This window comes from Luteibacter sp. P1_D3 (assembly GCF_056406135.1).
In genome coordinates this window covers 251,875-269,050 of the sequence record NZ_JBFUAT010000001.1, presented here as the reverse complement: position 1 = coordinate 269,050, position 17,176 = coordinate 251,875, and the positions used below count along the sequence as shown (strand labels likewise).

General features: G+C 66.1%; 15 protein-coding genes. 14 read left to right on the top strand and 1 reads right to left on the bottom strand.

All coding sequences use genetic code 11. The annotated features are described in order from the left end of the window. The first annotated feature begins 1 nt into the window (after position 1). From flhA to AC1DYM_RS01165, 14 genes are all read left to right on the top strand, one after another. Positions 2-2,113: a flagellar biosynthesis protein FlhA gene (gene flhA / locus AC1DYM_RS01230; RefSeq protein ID WP_477335161.1), complete on the top strand. Its 2,112-nt coding sequence runs from the start codon at positions 2-4 to the stop codon at positions 2,111-2,113. Positions 2,114-2,130: 17 nt separating this feature from the next. Further along, positions 2,131-3,483 (top strand): flagellar biosynthesis protein FlhF, encoded by a 1,353-nt coding sequence (flhF, locus tag AC1DYM_RS01225; protein WP_477335159.1) that lies wholly within the window; start codon positions 2,131-2,133, stop codon positions 3,481-3,483. Positions 3,484-3,545: 62 nt separating this feature from the next. After that, positions 3,546-4,421, top strand: coding sequence for a MinD/ParA family protein (locus AC1DYM_RS01220; protein WP_046968438.1), 876 nt, complete (start codon positions 3,546-3,548; stop codon positions 4,419-4,421). Further along, positions 4,418-5,149: an RNA polymerase sigma factor FliA gene (locus AC1DYM_RS01215; protein WP_477335157.1), complete on the top strand. Its 732-nt coding sequence runs from the start codon at positions 4,418-4,420 to the stop codon at positions 5,147-5,149. The genes AC1DYM_RS01220 and AC1DYM_RS01215 overlap by 4 nt, the downstream gene beginning before the upstream one ends. A gap of 53 nt (positions 5,150-5,202) precedes the next feature. Further along, on the top strand, positions 5,203-5,604 hold the full coding sequence (gene cheY, locus AC1DYM_RS01210; protein WP_046968440.1) for a chemotaxis response regulator CheY: 402 nt from the start codon (positions 5,203-5,205) through the stop codon (positions 5,602-5,604). Positions 5,605-5,614: 10 nt separating this feature from the next. After that, on the top strand, positions 5,615-6,259 hold the full coding sequence (locus tag AC1DYM_RS01205) for a protein phosphatase CheZ (RefSeq protein ID WP_477335154.1): 645 nt from the start codon (positions 5,615-5,617) through the stop codon (positions 6,257-6,259). A 7-nt stretch (positions 6,260-6,266) separates the two neighbouring features. After that, the gene (locus AC1DYM_RS01200) at positions 6,267-8,360 is read left to right on the top strand and encodes a chemotaxis protein CheA (RefSeq protein WP_477335152.1); all 2,094 of its coding nucleotides are present in this window, start codon (positions 6,267-6,269) and stop codon (positions 8,358-8,360) included. A gap of 1 nt (position 8,361) precedes the next feature. Then, positions 8,362-9,102 (top strand): flagellar motor protein, encoded by a 741-nt coding sequence (locus tag AC1DYM_RS01195; RefSeq protein ID WP_046968443.1) that lies wholly within the window; start codon positions 8,362-8,364, stop codon positions 9,100-9,102. Continuing rightward, positions 9,099-10,064, top strand: coding sequence for a flagellar motor protein MotD (gene motD, locus AC1DYM_RS01190; protein WP_477335150.1), 966 nt, complete (start codon positions 9,099-9,101; stop codon positions 10,062-10,064). Before AC1DYM_RS01195 ends, motD begins: the two co-directional genes overlap by 4 nt. After that, complete coding sequence (locus tag AC1DYM_RS01185) at positions 10,064-10,852, top strand: ParA family protein (protein ID WP_477335148.1); 789 nt, start codon at positions 10,064-10,066, stop codon at positions 10,850-10,852. Before motD ends, AC1DYM_RS01185 begins: the two co-directional genes overlap by 1 nt. Further along, positions 10,852-11,421 carry a chemotaxis protein CheW gene (locus tag AC1DYM_RS01180; RefSeq protein WP_477335146.1) on the top strand — a complete coding sequence of 190 codons (570 nt, stop codon included), beginning with the start codon at positions 10,852-10,854 and terminating at the stop codon, positions 11,419-11,421. The genes AC1DYM_RS01185 and AC1DYM_RS01180 overlap by 1 nt, the downstream gene beginning before the upstream one ends. Next, entirely contained in the window at positions 11,418-11,867 is a 450-nt protein-coding gene (locus AC1DYM_RS01175; RefSeq protein WP_244465297.1) for a chemotaxis protein CheW, read from the top strand. The genes AC1DYM_RS01180 and AC1DYM_RS01175 overlap by 4 nt, the downstream gene beginning before the upstream one ends. A 152-nt stretch (positions 11,868-12,019) precedes the next feature. Next, positions 12,020-12,463 carry a DUF2802 domain-containing protein gene (locus AC1DYM_RS01170; protein ID WP_477335144.1) on the top strand — a complete coding sequence of 148 codons (444 nt, stop codon included), beginning with the start codon at positions 12,020-12,022 and terminating at the stop codon, positions 12,461-12,463. A gap of 129 nt (positions 12,464-12,592) precedes the next feature. Further along, the gene (locus AC1DYM_RS01165; protein ID WP_477335142.1) at positions 12,593-13,276 is read left to right on the top strand and encodes a hypothetical protein; all 684 of its coding nucleotides are present in this window, start codon (positions 12,593-12,595) and stop codon (positions 13,274-13,276) included. Positions 13,277-13,424: 148 nt separating this feature from the next. On the opposite strand, the gene AC1DYM_RS01160 is transcribed toward AC1DYM_RS01165, so the two are convergent. Next, positions 13,425-17,174, bottom strand: a complete 3,750-nt coding sequence (locus tag AC1DYM_RS01160) for a translocation/assembly module TamB domain-containing protein (protein ID WP_477335140.1) — start codon at positions 17,172-17,174, stop codon at positions 13,425-13,427. Between the last annotated feature and the right edge of the window lie 2 nt (positions 17,175-17,176).

The window sequence follows — 17,176 nt, the reverse complement described above, 5'->3', positions numbered from 1 at the left end:
GATGGCAGCGACGACCACGCTCATGGGCACGTTCCGGCAGATCGGCCGGCGAGGCGTTGCCGCGCCGGTAGTGATGCTGGTGATGCTCGGCATGCTCATGCTGCCGCTGCCGCCGTTCATGCTCGACCTGCTGTTCACCTTCAACATCGCGTTGTCCCTGGTGATCCTGCTGGCCACCATGTACGTGATGCGCCCGCTGGAGCTGGCCTCGTTCCCGACCGTGGTGCTGTTCGCTACCTTGCTGCGCCTGGCGCTGAACATCGCTTCAACGCGCGTCGTCCTGCTGCATGGCCACAACGGCCCGGGCGCGGCCGGCAAGGTGATCGAGGCCTTCGGCGAGTTCGTCATCGGCGGCAACTTCGCCGTCGGCTTCGTGGTCTTCGCCATCCTCACCATCATCAACTTCGTGGTCGTGACCAAGGGCGCCACGCGCGTCTCCGAAGTGACCGCGCGCTTCACCCTCGACGCCATGCCCGGCAAGCAGATGGCGATCGATGCCGATCTCAATGCCGGCCTGCTCACCCAGGAACAGGCGCGCGAGCGCCGCCAGGAAGTGCGCGAGGAAGCCGACTTCTACGGTTCGATGGACGGTGCGTCCAAGTTCGTCCGCGGCGATGCCACGGCCGGCATGCTGATCCTGGCGATCAACATCATCGGCGGCTTCTTCATCGGCATGCTGCAGCACGGCCTGTCCGCCTCGGAGGCTGCACGCACCTACACCCTGCTGACCATCGGCGACGGCCTGGTCGCCCAGGTGCCGGGCCTGATGCTCTCGATCGCTACGGCGGTCATCGTCACCCGCGTCTCCAAGTCCCAGGAAATGGGCAAGCACGTGATGGGGCAGCTGTTCGGCCAGCCCAAGGCGCTGGCTGTCGCGGCTGCGGTGCTCGGTGCGATGGGCCTGGTCCCGGGCATGCCGAACCTGCCGTTCCTGCTGCTGGCCGCCGCCGCTGGCTTCGGTGCGTGGAAGCTGCAGCAGAACAAGGACCGGCTCGCCGACGGTGGTGCGCCGGCTGGCGCCGCGACGCCTGGCACCGAGCTGGCGCTGGAATCGACGCCGCCCGGCGAACGCCTCGAACTGTCATGGGAAGACGTGGCCCAGGTCGACACGATCGGACTGGAGGTGGGCTACCGCCTTATCCCGCTGGTCGACAAGGCGCAGGGCGGCGAACTCATGGCGCGCATCAAGTCCGTGCGCCGGAAGCTCTCGCAGGAACTGGGCTTCCTCGTCCCGTCTGTACACATCCGCGACAACCTCGATCTCTCGCCACACGGCTATCGCATCTCGCTGATGGGCGTGCCGATGGGTGAAGCCGAAATCCACACCGAGCGCATGCTGGCGATCGATCCGGGCCGCGTGCACGGCACCATCAACGGCATCGCCACCCGCGATCCGGCCTTCGGCCTCGACGCCGTATGGATCGAACCCGGCCTGCGCGAGCATGCGCAAACGCTGGGCTACACGGTGGTCGACCCGGCCACGGTGATCGCCACCCACCTCTCGCACATCCTGCAGAACCACGCCCACGAGCTCATCGGCCACCAGGACGTGCAGCAGCTGCTCGACCGCCTGGCCCAGCAGACGCCGAAGCTGGTCGAAGACCTGGTGCCCAAGCGGCTGTCGCTCGGTGCCGTGGTCAAGGTGCTGCAGAACCTGCTCGCCGAGCGCGTGCCGATCCGCAACTTCCGCGGCATCGTCGAGTCGCTGGCCGAGCATGCGGGCCAGAGTCAGGATCCCGGCGTCCTCGCGGCCAGTGTGCGCGTCACCCTTGGCCGACAGATCGTGCAGGAGATTGCAGGGCTCGGAACTGAGGTCCCCGTCATTACTTTGGCGCCGGAACTGGAGCAGATTCTTCTGCAGTCCCTGCAGGGTGGTGGTCCCGCCGGTGCGGCGATCGAGCCGGGTCTGGCCGATCGTCTCCAGCAGAACGTGGCGGAGGCCGCGCGACGTCAGGAAGCGGCCGGCGAACCGGCCGTCCTGCTGGTCTCGCCGGCACTTCGTCCCTGGCTTTCACGCTTCACTCGGCATGTGGCCCAAAACCTGCATGTACTCGCCTATAACGAGGTCCCGGACAACCGCCGCGTCAAGCTGGTGACGGCCCTCGGACGATAGGACAGAGGAGCTAACGCATGAAAATCAAACGATTCGTTGCCGCCGACATGCGCCAGGCCATGCGCCAGGTTCGCGATGAGCAGGGTCCGGACGCCGTGATCCTGTCCACGCGTCGGATGGACGACGGTATCGAAATCATCGCCGCGCTCGACTACGACGAAGCGCTGGTTCGCGAGGCGGGTTTCGCCTTCGAACCGCCGACCGCCGAAGAGACCGCTGCGAAGCATGCTGCCGCGCTGGCGCCGATCCGCGCCACGCGCGACAGCGACCGCGCCGCACGCATCGATCAGGCGCGCGCCGCCACGGCCGCCGCCGTCGAGCGCGCCGCCAAGGGCGCACCCGTCAACCCGAACGCACCGCAGCGCCAGTCCAGCGCCGCCCTCGCGTCCAGCGTGGCCGATGTAGTCCGTGCCGCCACCGTCAATCCGAACAGCGACGCCGCCGTGAACGGCGTGCGTGCCGAGATCAACAGCCTGCGTGAAATGCTGGAAGTGCAGCTCTCCACGCTGGCCTGGAACCAGATGGATCGCGAGCAGCCGCTGCGCGCCCGCGTGCTTCGCGAGATGACCCGCCTGGGTATCGATGGCGATGTGGCCCGCGCACTGTGCGCCGAGCTGCCCGCCGGCATGACCGCCGAGCAGGCACGTTACCTGCCGCTGGGCATCCTCTCGCGCAACATCCGCACCAGCGGGCGCAACTTCGACACGGTCGGCGGCGGCGTCACCGCGCTGGTCGGTACCACCGGCGTCGGCAAGACGACGACCATCGCCAAGCTCGCCGCGCGCGCCGTGCTTCGCCACGGTGCCTCCAACGTCGCCCTGATCAGCGCCGACCAGTACCGCATCGGTGCCGGCGCGCAGCTGGAGCATTACGGCCGCCTGCTCGGTGTGCGCGTGTACAACGCCCATGACGCCGACAGCCTGCGCAACGTGCTCCTCCAGCTGCGCAGCAAGCACACCGTGCTGGTCGACACTGCCGGCATGGCCGGCAACGATCCCAAGCTGCAGCAGCAGTTCGACACGCTGCGCGCGACCTCGAACCTGCGCGTTTGCCTGGTGCTCGCCGCCAATGCGCAGGCCCAGGCCATCGACAACGCGATCCGCTCGTACGCGCCGCTGTCGCCGCAGACCGCCATCCTTACCAAGCTCGACGAGGCACCGCTGATCGGCGGCGCCCTGTCGGCACTCATTCGCCACGCCATGCCGCTGGACTACACCACCGACGGGCAGCGCGTGCCCGAAGACATCGCCTCCGCCGATGCGCGCAAGCTGGTCTGCCTCGCGGCCCAGTTGCTCAAGCAGCGCAACGAGGAGCCCGACGACGCCATCCTTGCCGATCGTTTCGGCACCGCGGCGCCCGCGCTCGCCTGATCGGGAACCCGCATAACGTGACTACCGCCACCGCACACTCTTTCACGGCAGTGAACTCCTTCATGACCACACACGTCGATAGCACCCAGGCCGCCGGCCTCAACTGGCTTGACGACCGTCGCCCCACACGCAGCATCGCGATCGCGGGCGGCAAGGGCGGCGTCGGCAAGACCACCGTGGCGGTCAACCTCGGTATGGCCCTGGCCATGGGCGGACGCGACGTMGTCCTGCTCGATGCCGATCTGGCCATGGCCAATATCGACGTGCTGCTCGGGCTGCAGCCGACCCGTCATCTCGGACACATGCTCGAGGGCGAGTGCCGCATCGAGGATCTGATCCTCCAGGCGCCGCATGGCCTGAAGGTGATTCCGGCCACCTCCGGCGCCCGTCGCATGGCGCAGCTGCCGAACATCGAGCACGCCGCCGTCATCCGCGCGTTCGACGAATACCCGATCGCTCCCGAATACCTGATCGTCGACACCGCCGCCGGCATTTCGGACAGCGTGTCCATGTTCGCCGCCGCTTCGGACGAAGTCGTGGTGGTGGTCTGCGACGAGCCGGCCTCGCTGACCGATGCCTACGCCCTGATCAAGGTCATGAGCCGCGAGTTCGGCGTGAACCGCTTCCGCATCGTGGCCAACATGGTCCGCCACGCCCAGGAAGGCCGCCAGTTGTTCGAGAAACTGTCCCGGGTGACCAACCGGTTCCTGGATGTTTCCTTGGATTTCATGGGGATGGTCCCGCACGACGAGTACCTGCGCCAGGCGATTCGCCGCCAATCGGCGGTGGTCGATGTCTGGCCGAGCAGCCGATCCGCCGTCGGATTCAAGAATCTGGCCAGGTCGGTCGATACATGGGGTGAACCCGAACCCCGTGCTCAGGGTCGCATCGGCTTTTTCGCCGAGCGGTCCCACCTGGGAGGAGGGTTGCCACTGTGAGCGTTGCGACGGAATACCTTGAAGTCACGCGAATCCCGGCGGATCAATTGGTACGAACCCACGCGCCGCTGGTGCGCCGGATCGCCTATCACCTGATGGGCCGGCTGCCGCCGAGCGTGGATGCAAACGACCTCATGCAGGCCGGAATGATCGGACTGCTGGAGGCCGCAAGAAATTACTCGCCGACTCGCGCGGCCAGTTTCGAGACCTATGCGGGTATCCGCATACGGGGCGCGATGCTGGACGAACTGCGCAAGACGGACTGGACCCCCCGCTCCGTGCACCGGAAGTTGCGCGAGGTGGCTGAAGTAACGAGGCAGATCGAGAACGAAACGGGTGGTGATGCCGAAGACGCCGAAGTGATGAAGCGGCTGGGCATCGACGCCATGGAGTACAACCAGATTCTGGCCGACGCGGCGAGCGCGCGGTTGCTCAGTCTTACGGCGCCCGAAGGCGACGAAGGCGCGGCAATCGATGTCGCGGACCCGGATGCCGCGGGTCCGGAAGGGCTCTTCGAACAGGACGGCTTGCGCGATGCGCTGGCCCAATCCATCGACGGCCTGCCCGAACGCGAGAAGCTGGTGATGTCGCTGTACTACGATGAAGAGCTCAACCTGAAGGAAATCGGTGCGGTGCTGGGTGTGAGTGAATCGCGGGTGTGCCAGATCCATGGCCAGGCCCTGATCCGCCTCCGCGCACGCATGACGGGTTGGAAAGACAAGCATTGACGGCATTACGGTGCCGTCGCCGGTAAGAACGCGCAGTCAGGCGGAGACGAGTTTTGGACAAGAACATGAAAATCCTCGTGGTGGACGATTTCTCCACCATGCGGCGCATCGTCAGGAATCTCCTGGTCGAGCTGGGATTCACGAACACCCTCATCCAGGAGGCTGAAGACGGCAACGCGGCGCTCACGATGCTGCGCGCCCAGCCCTTCGACCTGGTGGTGACCGACTGGAACATGCCCAACATGACGGGCATCGACCTGCTCCGCGCGATCCGCGCGGACGCCGCGCTGAAGTCGATGCCGGTGCTGATGGTCACGGCCGAGAACAATCGCGACCAGATCATCGCTGCCGCGCAGAGTGGCGTGAACGGCTACGTGGTCAAGCCGTTCACGGCGGTCACGCTGAAGGAAAAGCTCGACAAGATCTTCGAACGACTCGCCGCGGCTGCGGGCTAAGGGAATAACGATGAACACCATGCTTACCGCCGGCCACGAGGTCGTTCCCGAGCTGCGCGAGTTGCTCGATGCCGATGACAGCGTCGCCTTCGAACAGGCGCTCGACCGCCTGTTGCGCAGCCGTGAACAGCACCTGTTCCTGGCCCTGGGCCACCTCGCGCGCGATCTTCATGAGTCGGTCCGCCGCCTCGCCTCCGATATCTCCAGCGATGGTGTGCCGGGCAACATGAGCGACGCGCGCAAGCACCTGCGCGACGTGCTCGAGATGAGCTCGCAGGCCGCCCACCGCACCCTCGATTTCAGCGACAAGCTGCGCCCGCAAGCGCAGGCGCTGGCCAAGCAGGCCGACGAAGTGCTGGTGCTCGACCAGGCCGATCCCGCCTTCGCAACGAGCGCGACGGCCCTGGCCGTGCGCGTCGGCGATTTCGCGCAGAGCTGCGACATCGGCCTGGGCGAGATGGTCGAAGCCCAGTCCTGGCAGGATCTCTCCGGCCAGCGCGTGGCGCAGGTCGAATCGTTCATGGCCAAGGTGGAGTCGTCGCTGGTCGAGCTGGTGCGTCTCACCGGTTCGCTCGCGGGCGGCGCTCACGCACCGGCCGCGGACAAGGTCAGCCAGGACGAAGTGGATCGACTGCTCAGCGAATTCGGGTTCTGAGCGCCGTATGAGCGTGGAGCTGGACAACGAGCTGCTCAATGTCTTCCTGATCGAAGCACGCGAACTGCTCGAGAGCCTGGGCGAACAGCTCGTGGACCTCGAAGCATCGCCGGGAGACGCCGAGCTGCTGAACGCGGTCTTCCGCGCGTTCCATACCGTGAAGGGCGGTGCGGGCTTCCTTGGCCTCAACGCCATGGTGGAGCTGTGCCACCGCGCCGAGGACCTCCTCAACGAGGCCCGTAATGGCGCGGTGGTGTTGAACCCCGGCTTCATGGATGCGTTGCTCGAGTCGCTGGACCTCCTCAACGACATGATGCGTGCGGCCGACGCGGGCGTCCCCGCCGAGCCCGCGCCCCGCTCCGTGCTCGATCGCCTGCTGATCCCGGGCCGCGCCGGCTCCGCGCCACCGGTGGCGCTGTCACCGGTGATGTCGACGCCTGCGTCGACCGGCGCTCCCGCCGTGTCGTCGCAGCGTCCCTACGATCCCATCGAAGACGAATTCGAAGCCATGCTCGACGCCGCGCGCAACGATCGCGCACCGGCCTCGACGGCGTCCGGCACGATCAACGACGACGAATTCGAAGCACTACTGGATTCGCTCTACGGCACCGGCGCCCCCGGCGCCGATGCGGGAGCCCCTGCAGGGGCGGCGGCCACTGTAGGAGCCGCTTCAGGGGCGATCCCAGTCGCCGCAACGCCGGTGGCACCCGCCGCCGACCCCAACGCCATCAGCGACGATGAATTCGAAGCCCTGCTAGACAGCCTCCACGGCACCGCCGCCCCCGGCACGCTCACGCCGCCGCCCGTCGCCGCCGCCGCTGTTGTAGGAGCCGATTCATCGGCGATCCCCGTCGCCGCAACGCCACCAGCAAAACAGGCTCCGACCGCAAAGCCCGCAGCCACCACCGAAAAACGCAGCTCTTCAACCGCCGACACCACCGTCCGCGTCGACACCTTCCGCCTCGACAGCCTCGTCGATGCCGCAGGCGAGCTGGTACTCGTCCGCAACCGCCTGACCAATCTCGCGCCGCGCGGCACGAACGACCCGATGGAACGCGCCATCGGCGAACTCGAGCGCGTCGCCGAGGACCTGCAGAACGCTGTCCTGCGCATGCGCATGCAGCCGGTGGGCAAGCTGTTCTCACGCTTCCCCCGCATCATCCGCGACCTCGCGCGCCAACTCGGCAAGGACATCGAGCTGGTCACCGACGGCGAAGACACCGATATCGACCGTACCGTGGTCGAGGCGCTGGCCGATCCCCTGGTCCATCTGCTGCGTAACGCGGTCGACCACGGTATCGAGATGCCCAACGTGCGCGAGCAGGCCGGCAAGTCGCGCTCCGGCACGGTTCGCCTTGCTGCCGGCCAGTTCGGCGACCGCATCGTCATCACCGTCACCGACGACGGCAAGGGCATGGATCCCGAGGTCCTGCGCCGCAAGGCCGTCGAAAAGGGCCTGATGGACGAAGAGCAGGCGGCGCGTCTGGACGAGCGCGAATGCTACGAAATCGTCTTCCGTCCCGGCTTCTCCACGGCGGCTGAGGTCTCGGACATTTCCGGCCGCGGCGTCGGCATGGACGTGGTCAAGACCAAGATCGTCGAACTCGGCGGCACGCTCTCCATCGACTCGCGCGTGGGCCATGGCAGCACGGTCCGTCTCTCGGTACCGCTCACCCTGGCGATCATGCGCGTGCTCATGGTCCGCGTGGGTAACCGCCTGTTGTCGCTGCCGCTGTCCAACGTCACCGAAGTGTTCGAACTCGTGCCGGGCCAGATCCAGGAACTGGACGGCCGCATCGTCGCCGCGCACCGCCAGCGCGCGCTGCCGCTCGCCGATCTCGGCAACTGGGCTGGCGCGGCGGGGAAGGGCGGTCACGTCGTCGTCGTGCAGATCGGCCACCAGACACTGGGTTGCCTGGTCGACGAAGTGCTCGGCCGCGAAGACGTCATGGCCAAGCCGCTGGGTCCGTTCCTTAAGGATGTCCCGGGTGTCGCTGGTGCGACGATTACCGGCGATGGCCGCATCTCCCTCGTGCTCGACCTCGCCGGCCTTGCCGACGACGCGGGCCAGGTGCTGCCTTCACTAAGGATGGCTGTCTGATATGGATATCGTGAGCGTCGTCGGAACGATCCTGGCCTTCGTGGTCATCATCGTGGGCACCATTCTCAAGGGCTCGAGTCTCGACGCCCTGTGGAATCCGGCGGCGTTCGTCATCGTCTTCCTCGGCACGCTCGCCGCGCTCTTGGTGCAGACACCCGGCCCGGTGCTCAAGCGCGCCTGGACCATGCTGCCGTGGGTGTATCGCCCGCCGGACATCGAGTCGGAGAATCTCGTCAGCCGCATCGTCGGCTGGAGCGAGATTTCCCGTCGCACGGGCCTGCTCGGCCTGGAGCCGGCGATCGAGCGCGAATCCGATCCCTTCATCCGCAAGGGGCTCCAGCTGCTTGTGGACGGCACCGAGCCGGACGCCATGCGTTCCGTGCTCGAAGTCGAAGTCTACGCACGCGAACACACCGACATCGAAGCCGCCAAGGTCTTCGAGAACGCCGGGGCGTATTCGCCGACGATGGGCATCATTGGCGCCGTCATGGGCCTGATGTCGGTCATGCAGAATCTCGCCGACCCGAGCAAGCTCGGTCATGGCATCGCCGCGGCCTTCGTCGCGACGATCTACGGTATCGGCCTGGCCAACCTGCTCGCCTTGCCGATGGCATCGCGACTGAAAGGCCTCGCCCGCCTGCGCTCGCAGATGCGCGAAATCCTCGTCGAAGGCCTGGTTTCGATCGCGCAGGGCGACAACCCGCGGCATATCGAAAGCAAGCTCCAGGGATTCCTTTCGTGAAGCGGCGCCACCACGAAGAACACATCAACCACGAGCGCTGGGCGATTCCCTATGGGGATCTGATCACGCTGCTCCTGGCGTTGTTCGTGGTGATGTACGCCGTCTCGGCCGTGAACGAAACCAAGTTCCGCGTCATGGCCCAGTCGATCAACGAGGCCTTCAACGGCACCGGCAAGGTCATCGAGCCGATCCGCGAGGCCACGCCTGCGGCGCAGGTGCCGTTGCCGAACCAGTCGCGCGCGCCGGCAGCTGCCCCCATCGCCAAGATCGATGTGCCGATTCCGCCGCGCAACCTGCCGCTGCCGGGGCACGAAGGCGCCGCGCCAACGCACCAGGAATCGGCGAACATTAATACCGCGACGGCGGCGAACACCACGGTCGGCAAGACCGAGGACGCCAGCCTCAGCCAGATTTCCGACGAAGTGCAGCGCGCGATGAAGCCGCTGATCGACAAGAACCTCGTCAGCGTGCGCCAGACCAAGGACTGGCTCGAGATCGAAGTCCGTACCGACATCCTCTTTCCCGTCGGCGTGGCCAAGCTGCAGGGCACCGCCGAAGACGTGCTGCGCAAGCTCGCCGGCATTCTCGGCCCGTTCCCGAACGCCATGCGTATCGAGGGCTATACGGACAACACGCCGATCGCGACGCCAACCTTCCCCTCGAACTGGGAACTGTCGGCGGCGCGCGCGGCAACCGTGGCGCGCCTGCTGACGACCAGTGGCGTTGATCCGCATCGCGTCGGCATCGTCGGCTGGGGCGAGTTTCGCCCGACCACCGATAACGGTACCGACGAAGGCCGCAATCGCAATCGTCGCGTACTCATCGTCGTGATGAGCGACAAGGCCGAGCCGGCGCGTTTTTACAGCGATGCCGATCGCCTTCCCGTCGTCGGTGCAGCGACGGCTCCGACGGCGGCTCCCGCAGCGAACGCGACGACGCCCCCCGCAGGAGGGAATCGCTGATGCGTGTCTGGGCGGTCTCCAATCAGAAGGGCGGCGTCGGCAAGACCACGACGACCGTCGCGCTCGGCAGCCTGCTTGCCGCCTCCGGCAAGCGCACGCTGCTGATCGACATGGATCCGCACGCCTCGCTGTCCGGTTATATCGGCGTCGAAGGTGGCGCGCATGGCAGCGTCTACGACCTGTTCGGCATCGGTGGCAATCCGTTGCCACCTGGCACGCTCGTGCATGCCACGAAGTGGGATCACCTGAGCGTGCTACCGGCGTCCGCGGCGATGATCACGCTGGATCGCCAGCTCGGCACACGGCCGGGCATGGGGTTGATCCTCGCCAAGGCGCTCGCCGAACTCGCCAGCGATTTCGATCACGTCTTGCTCGACTGCCCGCCGACCCTCGGTGTTTTGATGGTCAACGCGTTGGCCGCGAGCGACCGCTTGCTCGTGCCGACGCAGACCGAAGCGCTGGCCCTCGCAGGCCTCGAGCGCATGCTGCGCAGCCTGTCCATGATCGAGCGCTCGCGCGGTCGTCCGCTGCCGCGCACGATCGTGCCGACGATGTTCGACGCACGCACGCATGCCTCGCGGGCCTGCCTCGAGCAACTGCGCGAGAAGTATGCCGAAGGCGTCAGCCAGGCCGTCATCCCGACCGATACGCAGATTCGCGAAGCGAGCGCGGCAGGCGTGCCCCTGGCGTCTTGGCCGGCCGCGCGTCGCGGCGGCCTGGCCTACCGGCAGTTGCTCGATGAATTGCTGGACTCGCCGGCGACCTCCGTCGCGGACGCGGCGGCGTAATGCGTGCCCTGYAGGACGCCGAGCAGATCGTCGCCGACTACCTGGCGGAACTGCTGACGCCTGCGTTGCCCACACCTGCGCCGGACGCCGAGGTCAAGGTCGTTTCCATCGACCCCTGGCGCACGGTGCCGAACGCCGAGCCACCGACGCCCGCCGACAGCCGCTATCTGCTCTGCCTCGCGGCCGGCGTGCGTCTTGCCGTGCCGATGTCCGATATCACCCATATGCTGCCGATGCCGCCGCTGACGCCGCCGAACACGACGAACCCGATATGCCTCGGGCGCTGGCGCCATCCGAGCGGCGTCGCGCGCGTGGCGGACCTGGCAGCGATCCTCTCGCCCGACATGGCTGGCGCGCATTCGCCCACGCTTGTCCTGCTGGGCGACCGTGCCTGGGCACTGGCCTGCATCGTCGACGAAGAGCCGGTAGAACTCGACGCCACGGCGATCCAGTGGCGCATGGGCGCGACCACGCGTCCGTGGCTCGCCGGCATGTCCCAAGAACCCAAGTGCGGCGTGGTCGGTACCGCGGCGCTGATTGAATGGCTGGAAAAGGAGCTAGGCCCGTGACCGAACCCCAACGCGACGGGCGTGGTGCCTGGCTTGGATTTTCCCTGAAGGGGCAGCGCTACGCGGTGTCCCTCGCCAGCGTGCGCGAAGTGATTCGCTGCGGCGACATCACGCCCGTGCCGGGTGCACCCGAGGACGTCCTCGGCATCGTCAACCTGCGTGGCCAGATCGTCCCCGTGCTCGACGGTCGTCGTCGCTTCGGCCTCGAAGGACGTATCGACGTCGCCGACGAAGACGCCCAGCGTGTCATCGTCTTCGACGACTCGGGCAGCATCGTCGGCATGCGCATCGACGTGATCGGCGACATGCTCGAGTTCAACCCCGCCGATGTCGCACCGCCGCCCCCGGGCCGCGCCACCCGCCGCGACGACCCCGTCAGCGGCGTCATCACCCGCGACGACGGCTTCATCGCCCTCATCGACATCCCCCGCCTCTGCCGGGCATGAGCTTCTCGGTCTGCCGGGCACACGCTTTTCGGTAGGAGCCGATTCATCGGCGATCCCTGCGAAGACCTGCCTCCCATACCCCCGCAAAACATCACGCTTCAACCAGACACCCCGATGCGCTACCGTGTCCCCGCACCCAAGGGAACCCACGCATGAACCCCGTCATCGGATACGTGCTGATCGCACTGGCCGTCCTCAACCTGGTCGGCCTCCTGCTGCTTTTCCGCCGCTTCGGCACGGCGCCGTCGGCCGTGCCGGCTGCGACTCCGGTGACACAGGCCACGCCCGCCGCAAGCGCGACGTCCGCCTACGAAGACATTCGTGACATCCGCGACGAGCCCACGCCAGCCGTTCCGCCTGACGCACTCGCCGCGATGCTTCGCCGTCTCGAGAACCGCCTCGGCGATATCGAAGACCAGGTACGCCGGAATCCTGCCATGACCGTGGCGGGTGAGCCGGGTGCGGCGACCGATCGGGCGCTGGCGCTTGCCCAGCGTCTCGCGCGCCAGGGCGCTTCGGCGAAGGATATTTCCGAGACGTGCGGGATTTCGTTGACTGAGGCGGAGTTGTTGCAGCGGTTGCACGCGCCTCGCTGATTCGATGTGACGTACGTCACGTTCAAGATTCCTGCGGACGTATTTCAGAATCCTTCCATATGACGTGATAGTCGCCTGACATAGCGTGAATGGGCCAACAGGGCTCCATACACGTCAGGAAGCGTCAGCATGAGAGGTATCTATAGAACCGCGTTCACAGCGGCCATCTGGTTTTTCGTTCCAGCCGCGTATGCCAGCAGCGGTGTTTCCCTGTCTTTGACCCACGATGGCCGAGATGCTTCTGCGGCGAATTCAATCGCCTTGACTCTCTCCAACGGCACAGACCACGATATTTTCGTTTACGGCTATAACAGCGTCTTCGCCCAGCCCGATGGCCGGACGACCAGCAATTGGCTCAGCGTTACCGACGCGTTCGGGCACGAAGTCCTGTACAAGGGGCGCTATGTCGTCATGGGCGCGCCGCCGCCGTCCCTGTTCATCCGCATTCGGTCGGGAAAACACCTCGATGCCAAGGTCGACTTATCCCGGGAGTACGATCTTCCTCCGGCGGGATCAGTCACGGTAAAAACGAGCGTAGCAATATACGAGCGCGTTCCGGTGATCCTGCCAAATGGGGAATCGGAGAGTACTCCTCACGAGTCAGTCAAAAGTAACGCCGCTACATTTGTGGTGGCGCGTGCTGGCGCGCAAATCGCAGCGACTGCTTCAACCATTCAATGTACGGCGGAGCAGCAAGACGCCACGAGCCGTGCGATTGCGGGTGCAAAATCGATTTCGGAGGTGGCGATGAGCTTCCTGGGATCGCTGTGTACTACGTCGATCAGGGCGATGGCATGGCGAAGGCCACGGTAGAAAGCGAAAAGGGCCCTTGCGGGCCTTTTCTTTGAATCAGATAGATCGGGACTGAGGCAGGCTGGCTTTCGCCGATGAATCGGCTCCTACAAGGAACGGCTACGGTCAGCGTTCTAGCGGCCGTGGTTAGCGTTCTCGTCCGCCGCGGCTAGCGCTCTAGTCTGTAATTCAAACTCGCCCGGCTGAACTCCGTGGCGTTCTGTGCCTCGAAGTTCCACTTCTTGCTGAAGAGATATCTCAGCGTGATCACCTGGCCGGGATCGAACAGGCCGACGCCGTAGCTCAGATACAAGCGCGGCGAGAGATACTTGCCGACGGTGAACGCCGAGGTGCCGCCGAGGGCATCGTTGCTCGACACACCGATGTCGTCGACGCCGATTTTCGAGCCGACACTCTTCGCCAGCAGATCGCCTGCCGCCGAGCCGAGTGCCTGTGCCGCGGCGCCGACCATGTTGCCTTCGCCGCCGCTTACCTGCGACAGCGGCTTGCCGGTGACCAGGTAGGAAAGCGCGTCGGACTGTTCCATCACCGGGTTTGAGAACACCGTGAGGATCGGGCGTTGCGCGGTTCCGGAGACGTAGAGGCCGACGGTCTGGCCGTCGTCGATGGTGGCGTTGGGATTGATCGCACGCACGGCGCGGATATTCAGGCGCGGGTTGTCGATTGGCGTGCTGGCGAACAACAACTGGCCTTGCTGGATTTTCAGATCCTGCCCGTAGGCCTTATAGGTTCCGTCGACTCCGATCTGCCCCTGGCCCGTGGTCGCGCGGCCCGGACGTTCGCGCACGTCGAGCTGGCCAGTAATGCGACCATCGATACCGAAGCCGACGAGGTGCACTTTCTGCCCAAGGTCGACGCGAATGTCGGCGGAAATCGGCGAAGCCTCGGCCGCGGCTTCCTGCTGCTTGTCGTCGACCACGACGACATCGGGCGAGGCCTTGGTCGCGCCGGCACCGGGCAAGCGTTCGACGTTGACGTCGGCGAGGTCGATGTTGAGTTTGCCGGTGACGTTCATGCCCTTGGTGTCCTGCACGATCTGGATGTCGGGCGAGACAATGGCCTTGGCGGCGGGAATGTCGACGGCGGTGAACTTCGAGCCCTGGATACCCAGGCGCATCTGTGCACCGGTGYCGAGCGCGGCCGTACCCTTAATGCCGAGCGTGCCGTCGCCGGAGCCGATCGTGCCGTCGACGGTGTAATTCGTCGCGTCCGTGGTGGTGACGCTGATGCGGCCGTCCTTGAGCTTCAGGCCCGCGCTCGGTACTTCCGCAGCGAAGCCGGCGACGAGTGCCTGCCCGGTAATGGCCGGTGTAGCGACCGTGCCACCGAGATGGAAGTTGGCGTCGAGGCCACCCTTCACTTCGGCGACCTCGCTGGTGAACAGCTCGATAACGCCGAGGTCGGTGAGATGCAGGGCAACGGTGCCGCCGAGCGCCTGCTGTGCGCCGCTGATCGACACGTTGCCATCCAGCGTGCCGCCCTTGTTGAGCGATGCGCGAACGGTGACACGCTGGTTGTCGGGCGCAAGCTGCGCATTGGCGACGAGGTTGTCGTAGACGAGCAGCGGATTCTCGCTGCGGTCGGTGTAGGCGATGGAGCCATGCGCGCTGGTGATATTCGCCTGCCCGGACAACGCGCCCGCGGCGGTACGACGAACACTGCCGTCACCTTCGATGATGCCGTCGGCGCGCATCGGGCTGTTCGACTGCTCGGCGGCCGTCATGATCAGCGCGAGGGGGACCTTGCGCAGGCGATAGCTGGCGTCGAGGTTGCCACCCTTGTCCTGCTTCGCCGCCACGCACAGCAACGGCTCGCCGGCGGTGAGGCAGAGATCACTCAGGCTGGCGGCGCCATCCTTCCAGGCGAGTTGGCTAGCGTTCTGCAGTCGCCAGCGGGGCAGTCCCTGGTAATCGATGTTGAGCGTGGACAAGCTACCGTTCCACGCGCCGTCGCGCAGTGAACCGGAGAGCTGGAGATCGGCGGCGAGCGGGCGGCCGGTGACGTCCACGCTGAGCTGATGCTGCTCCTGCGTACCGTTGGCGTTCACCGCGAGACGGTCGAAGACCAGACCGCCCGACACGACGTGCGTGCCGACGACCGCGACCTTGCCGCCGGGCTTGCTGATGTCGGGAATGTCCGCATCGACAGTCAGCGCATCGACCTTCTGTCCGGCATACATCAGGGCACTGCCGCGCAGGTTCGCCTTCACCGCCAGCTTCGGCACGTTGCCCTTGGCCGAGACATCGCCCTGAATGCGGCCGCCGGCATCCGGCAGCCAGTCGCCGAGCGAGGTGATCGCCAGCTTCAGGTTCGCGTCGTTGGTTGTATCGCCCTTGGCGTCCAGATGCACCGTGCTGCCGCCAGACGCGAGGTCGAGCGTGCCGTTGACCACCTCGTTGGGCTTCAATGTGAGCTTGCCGAAGCCGCGTAGCTGCCGTTGACGAAGGGTGCCGTCGAGCTTGCGCAGATCGAGGGTGCCGAGCGGACCGTCCTTCGCCATCTGGCCCTCGGAGGACAGGTCGAGATTGAGTGCGCCGGGCCATTCGGCAAGCAACTGGCTGGGATCGAAACGCTCGCCCTTGAGATCGATCTTCCACGCCAGTTGTGGCTGCAAGGTCAGCGTGCCGCTGGCGGCGAGGCTGCCGTTCGGCTGTTTCAGCTGCACCGTATGCAGGGCGATGACATCCGGCTTGCCGTCCACGTCCAGGGTGAACTTGCCGACATGGCCCGGTGGTCCGATGTCGACGTCGCCGGCCGCGTGGTACGCGTCGGCGCTGCCCTTGAAGGTGAGTTGGCCGACGCTGGCGAGGTCCTGTCCGGCGATGCTCGCGGGGACCAGGACGTCCTTCCAGCTGAGGGCGAGGTCTGCCGAGACCGGTTGGGCCCCGATGTCGACCGTGCCGCGCGCGGTCAGCGCACCCTTGACCTGTGGCGAGCCGACGGTGAGTTCGTCGAGCGTGAGTCGCTTGTACTCGTGGTCGAACGCGGCCTTCACCGGCGTCAGTCGCACCACGTAATCGTTGAGGCCGATGTCGCCGGTGAGATCAGCGTGGTAGCGGTCGCCCGAGCCCTGCAACGCGAGACCCAGCGACTGCAGGCTGCTGTCGCCGATCAGCGGCTTGGGATCGAAGCGTGGCGCATCGATCTTTGCCGTCCAGGCGAAGTCGCCACTCTGTACGAGGTTGGCATCGACCTGCGCCACGAAGGGCAGGGTGAGCTTGACGAGGGTGTGCGCCTTCGCGCCATCGCTATGCGCTTCGAGCTCGCCGGCGTAGTCGATGTCGCCGAGTTTCCAGCGGAAGCTGGCCTTGCCGTCACCCTTGTAACCCTTGCCGACGGCGAGTGTGCCGCCGAGGTCGGCCTGTCCGTCGGGAGCCCGCAGCGCGAGGGTCTGCAGCGCGATGCCCTTCGACGTCCACGAGCCGACGAGGTCGAGCGAGTTGGATTCGAACAGTGGCTGGCCAGCCTGGGTCACCGTGACGTGACCGACCTTGACCTTGTCGAGCACGATGTCGAGCGGCGGCTCGAGCGAGAACGGCTCCGATGCCGTCCCGGGCTCGGGCTGGCTCGGCGGTAATGCCACATCGATGCCATCGGCGGTCAGGTCATAGACGTGCGCGCGCTTGCGCAGCAGTGAGCCGAACGAGAAATCGACATGCGCACGGGCGACACGGATGTCCATGCCCTTGCCGTCGCGATAACGCAGGCCAGTGAGATCCAGCGGGCCGGCGAGCCGCCCTTCGGCATGCTCGACGGTGAGTGCGTTGTCGGTAAAGCCACCCGCACGCGCCAGCGCAAAGCGAAGTCCCGACGCACTCTCCACCAGCCACCACACACCAAGCACGACGACCAGAAGCAGTACGCCAACGGCTATGCCCGCACGAATCAACCATTTCATGC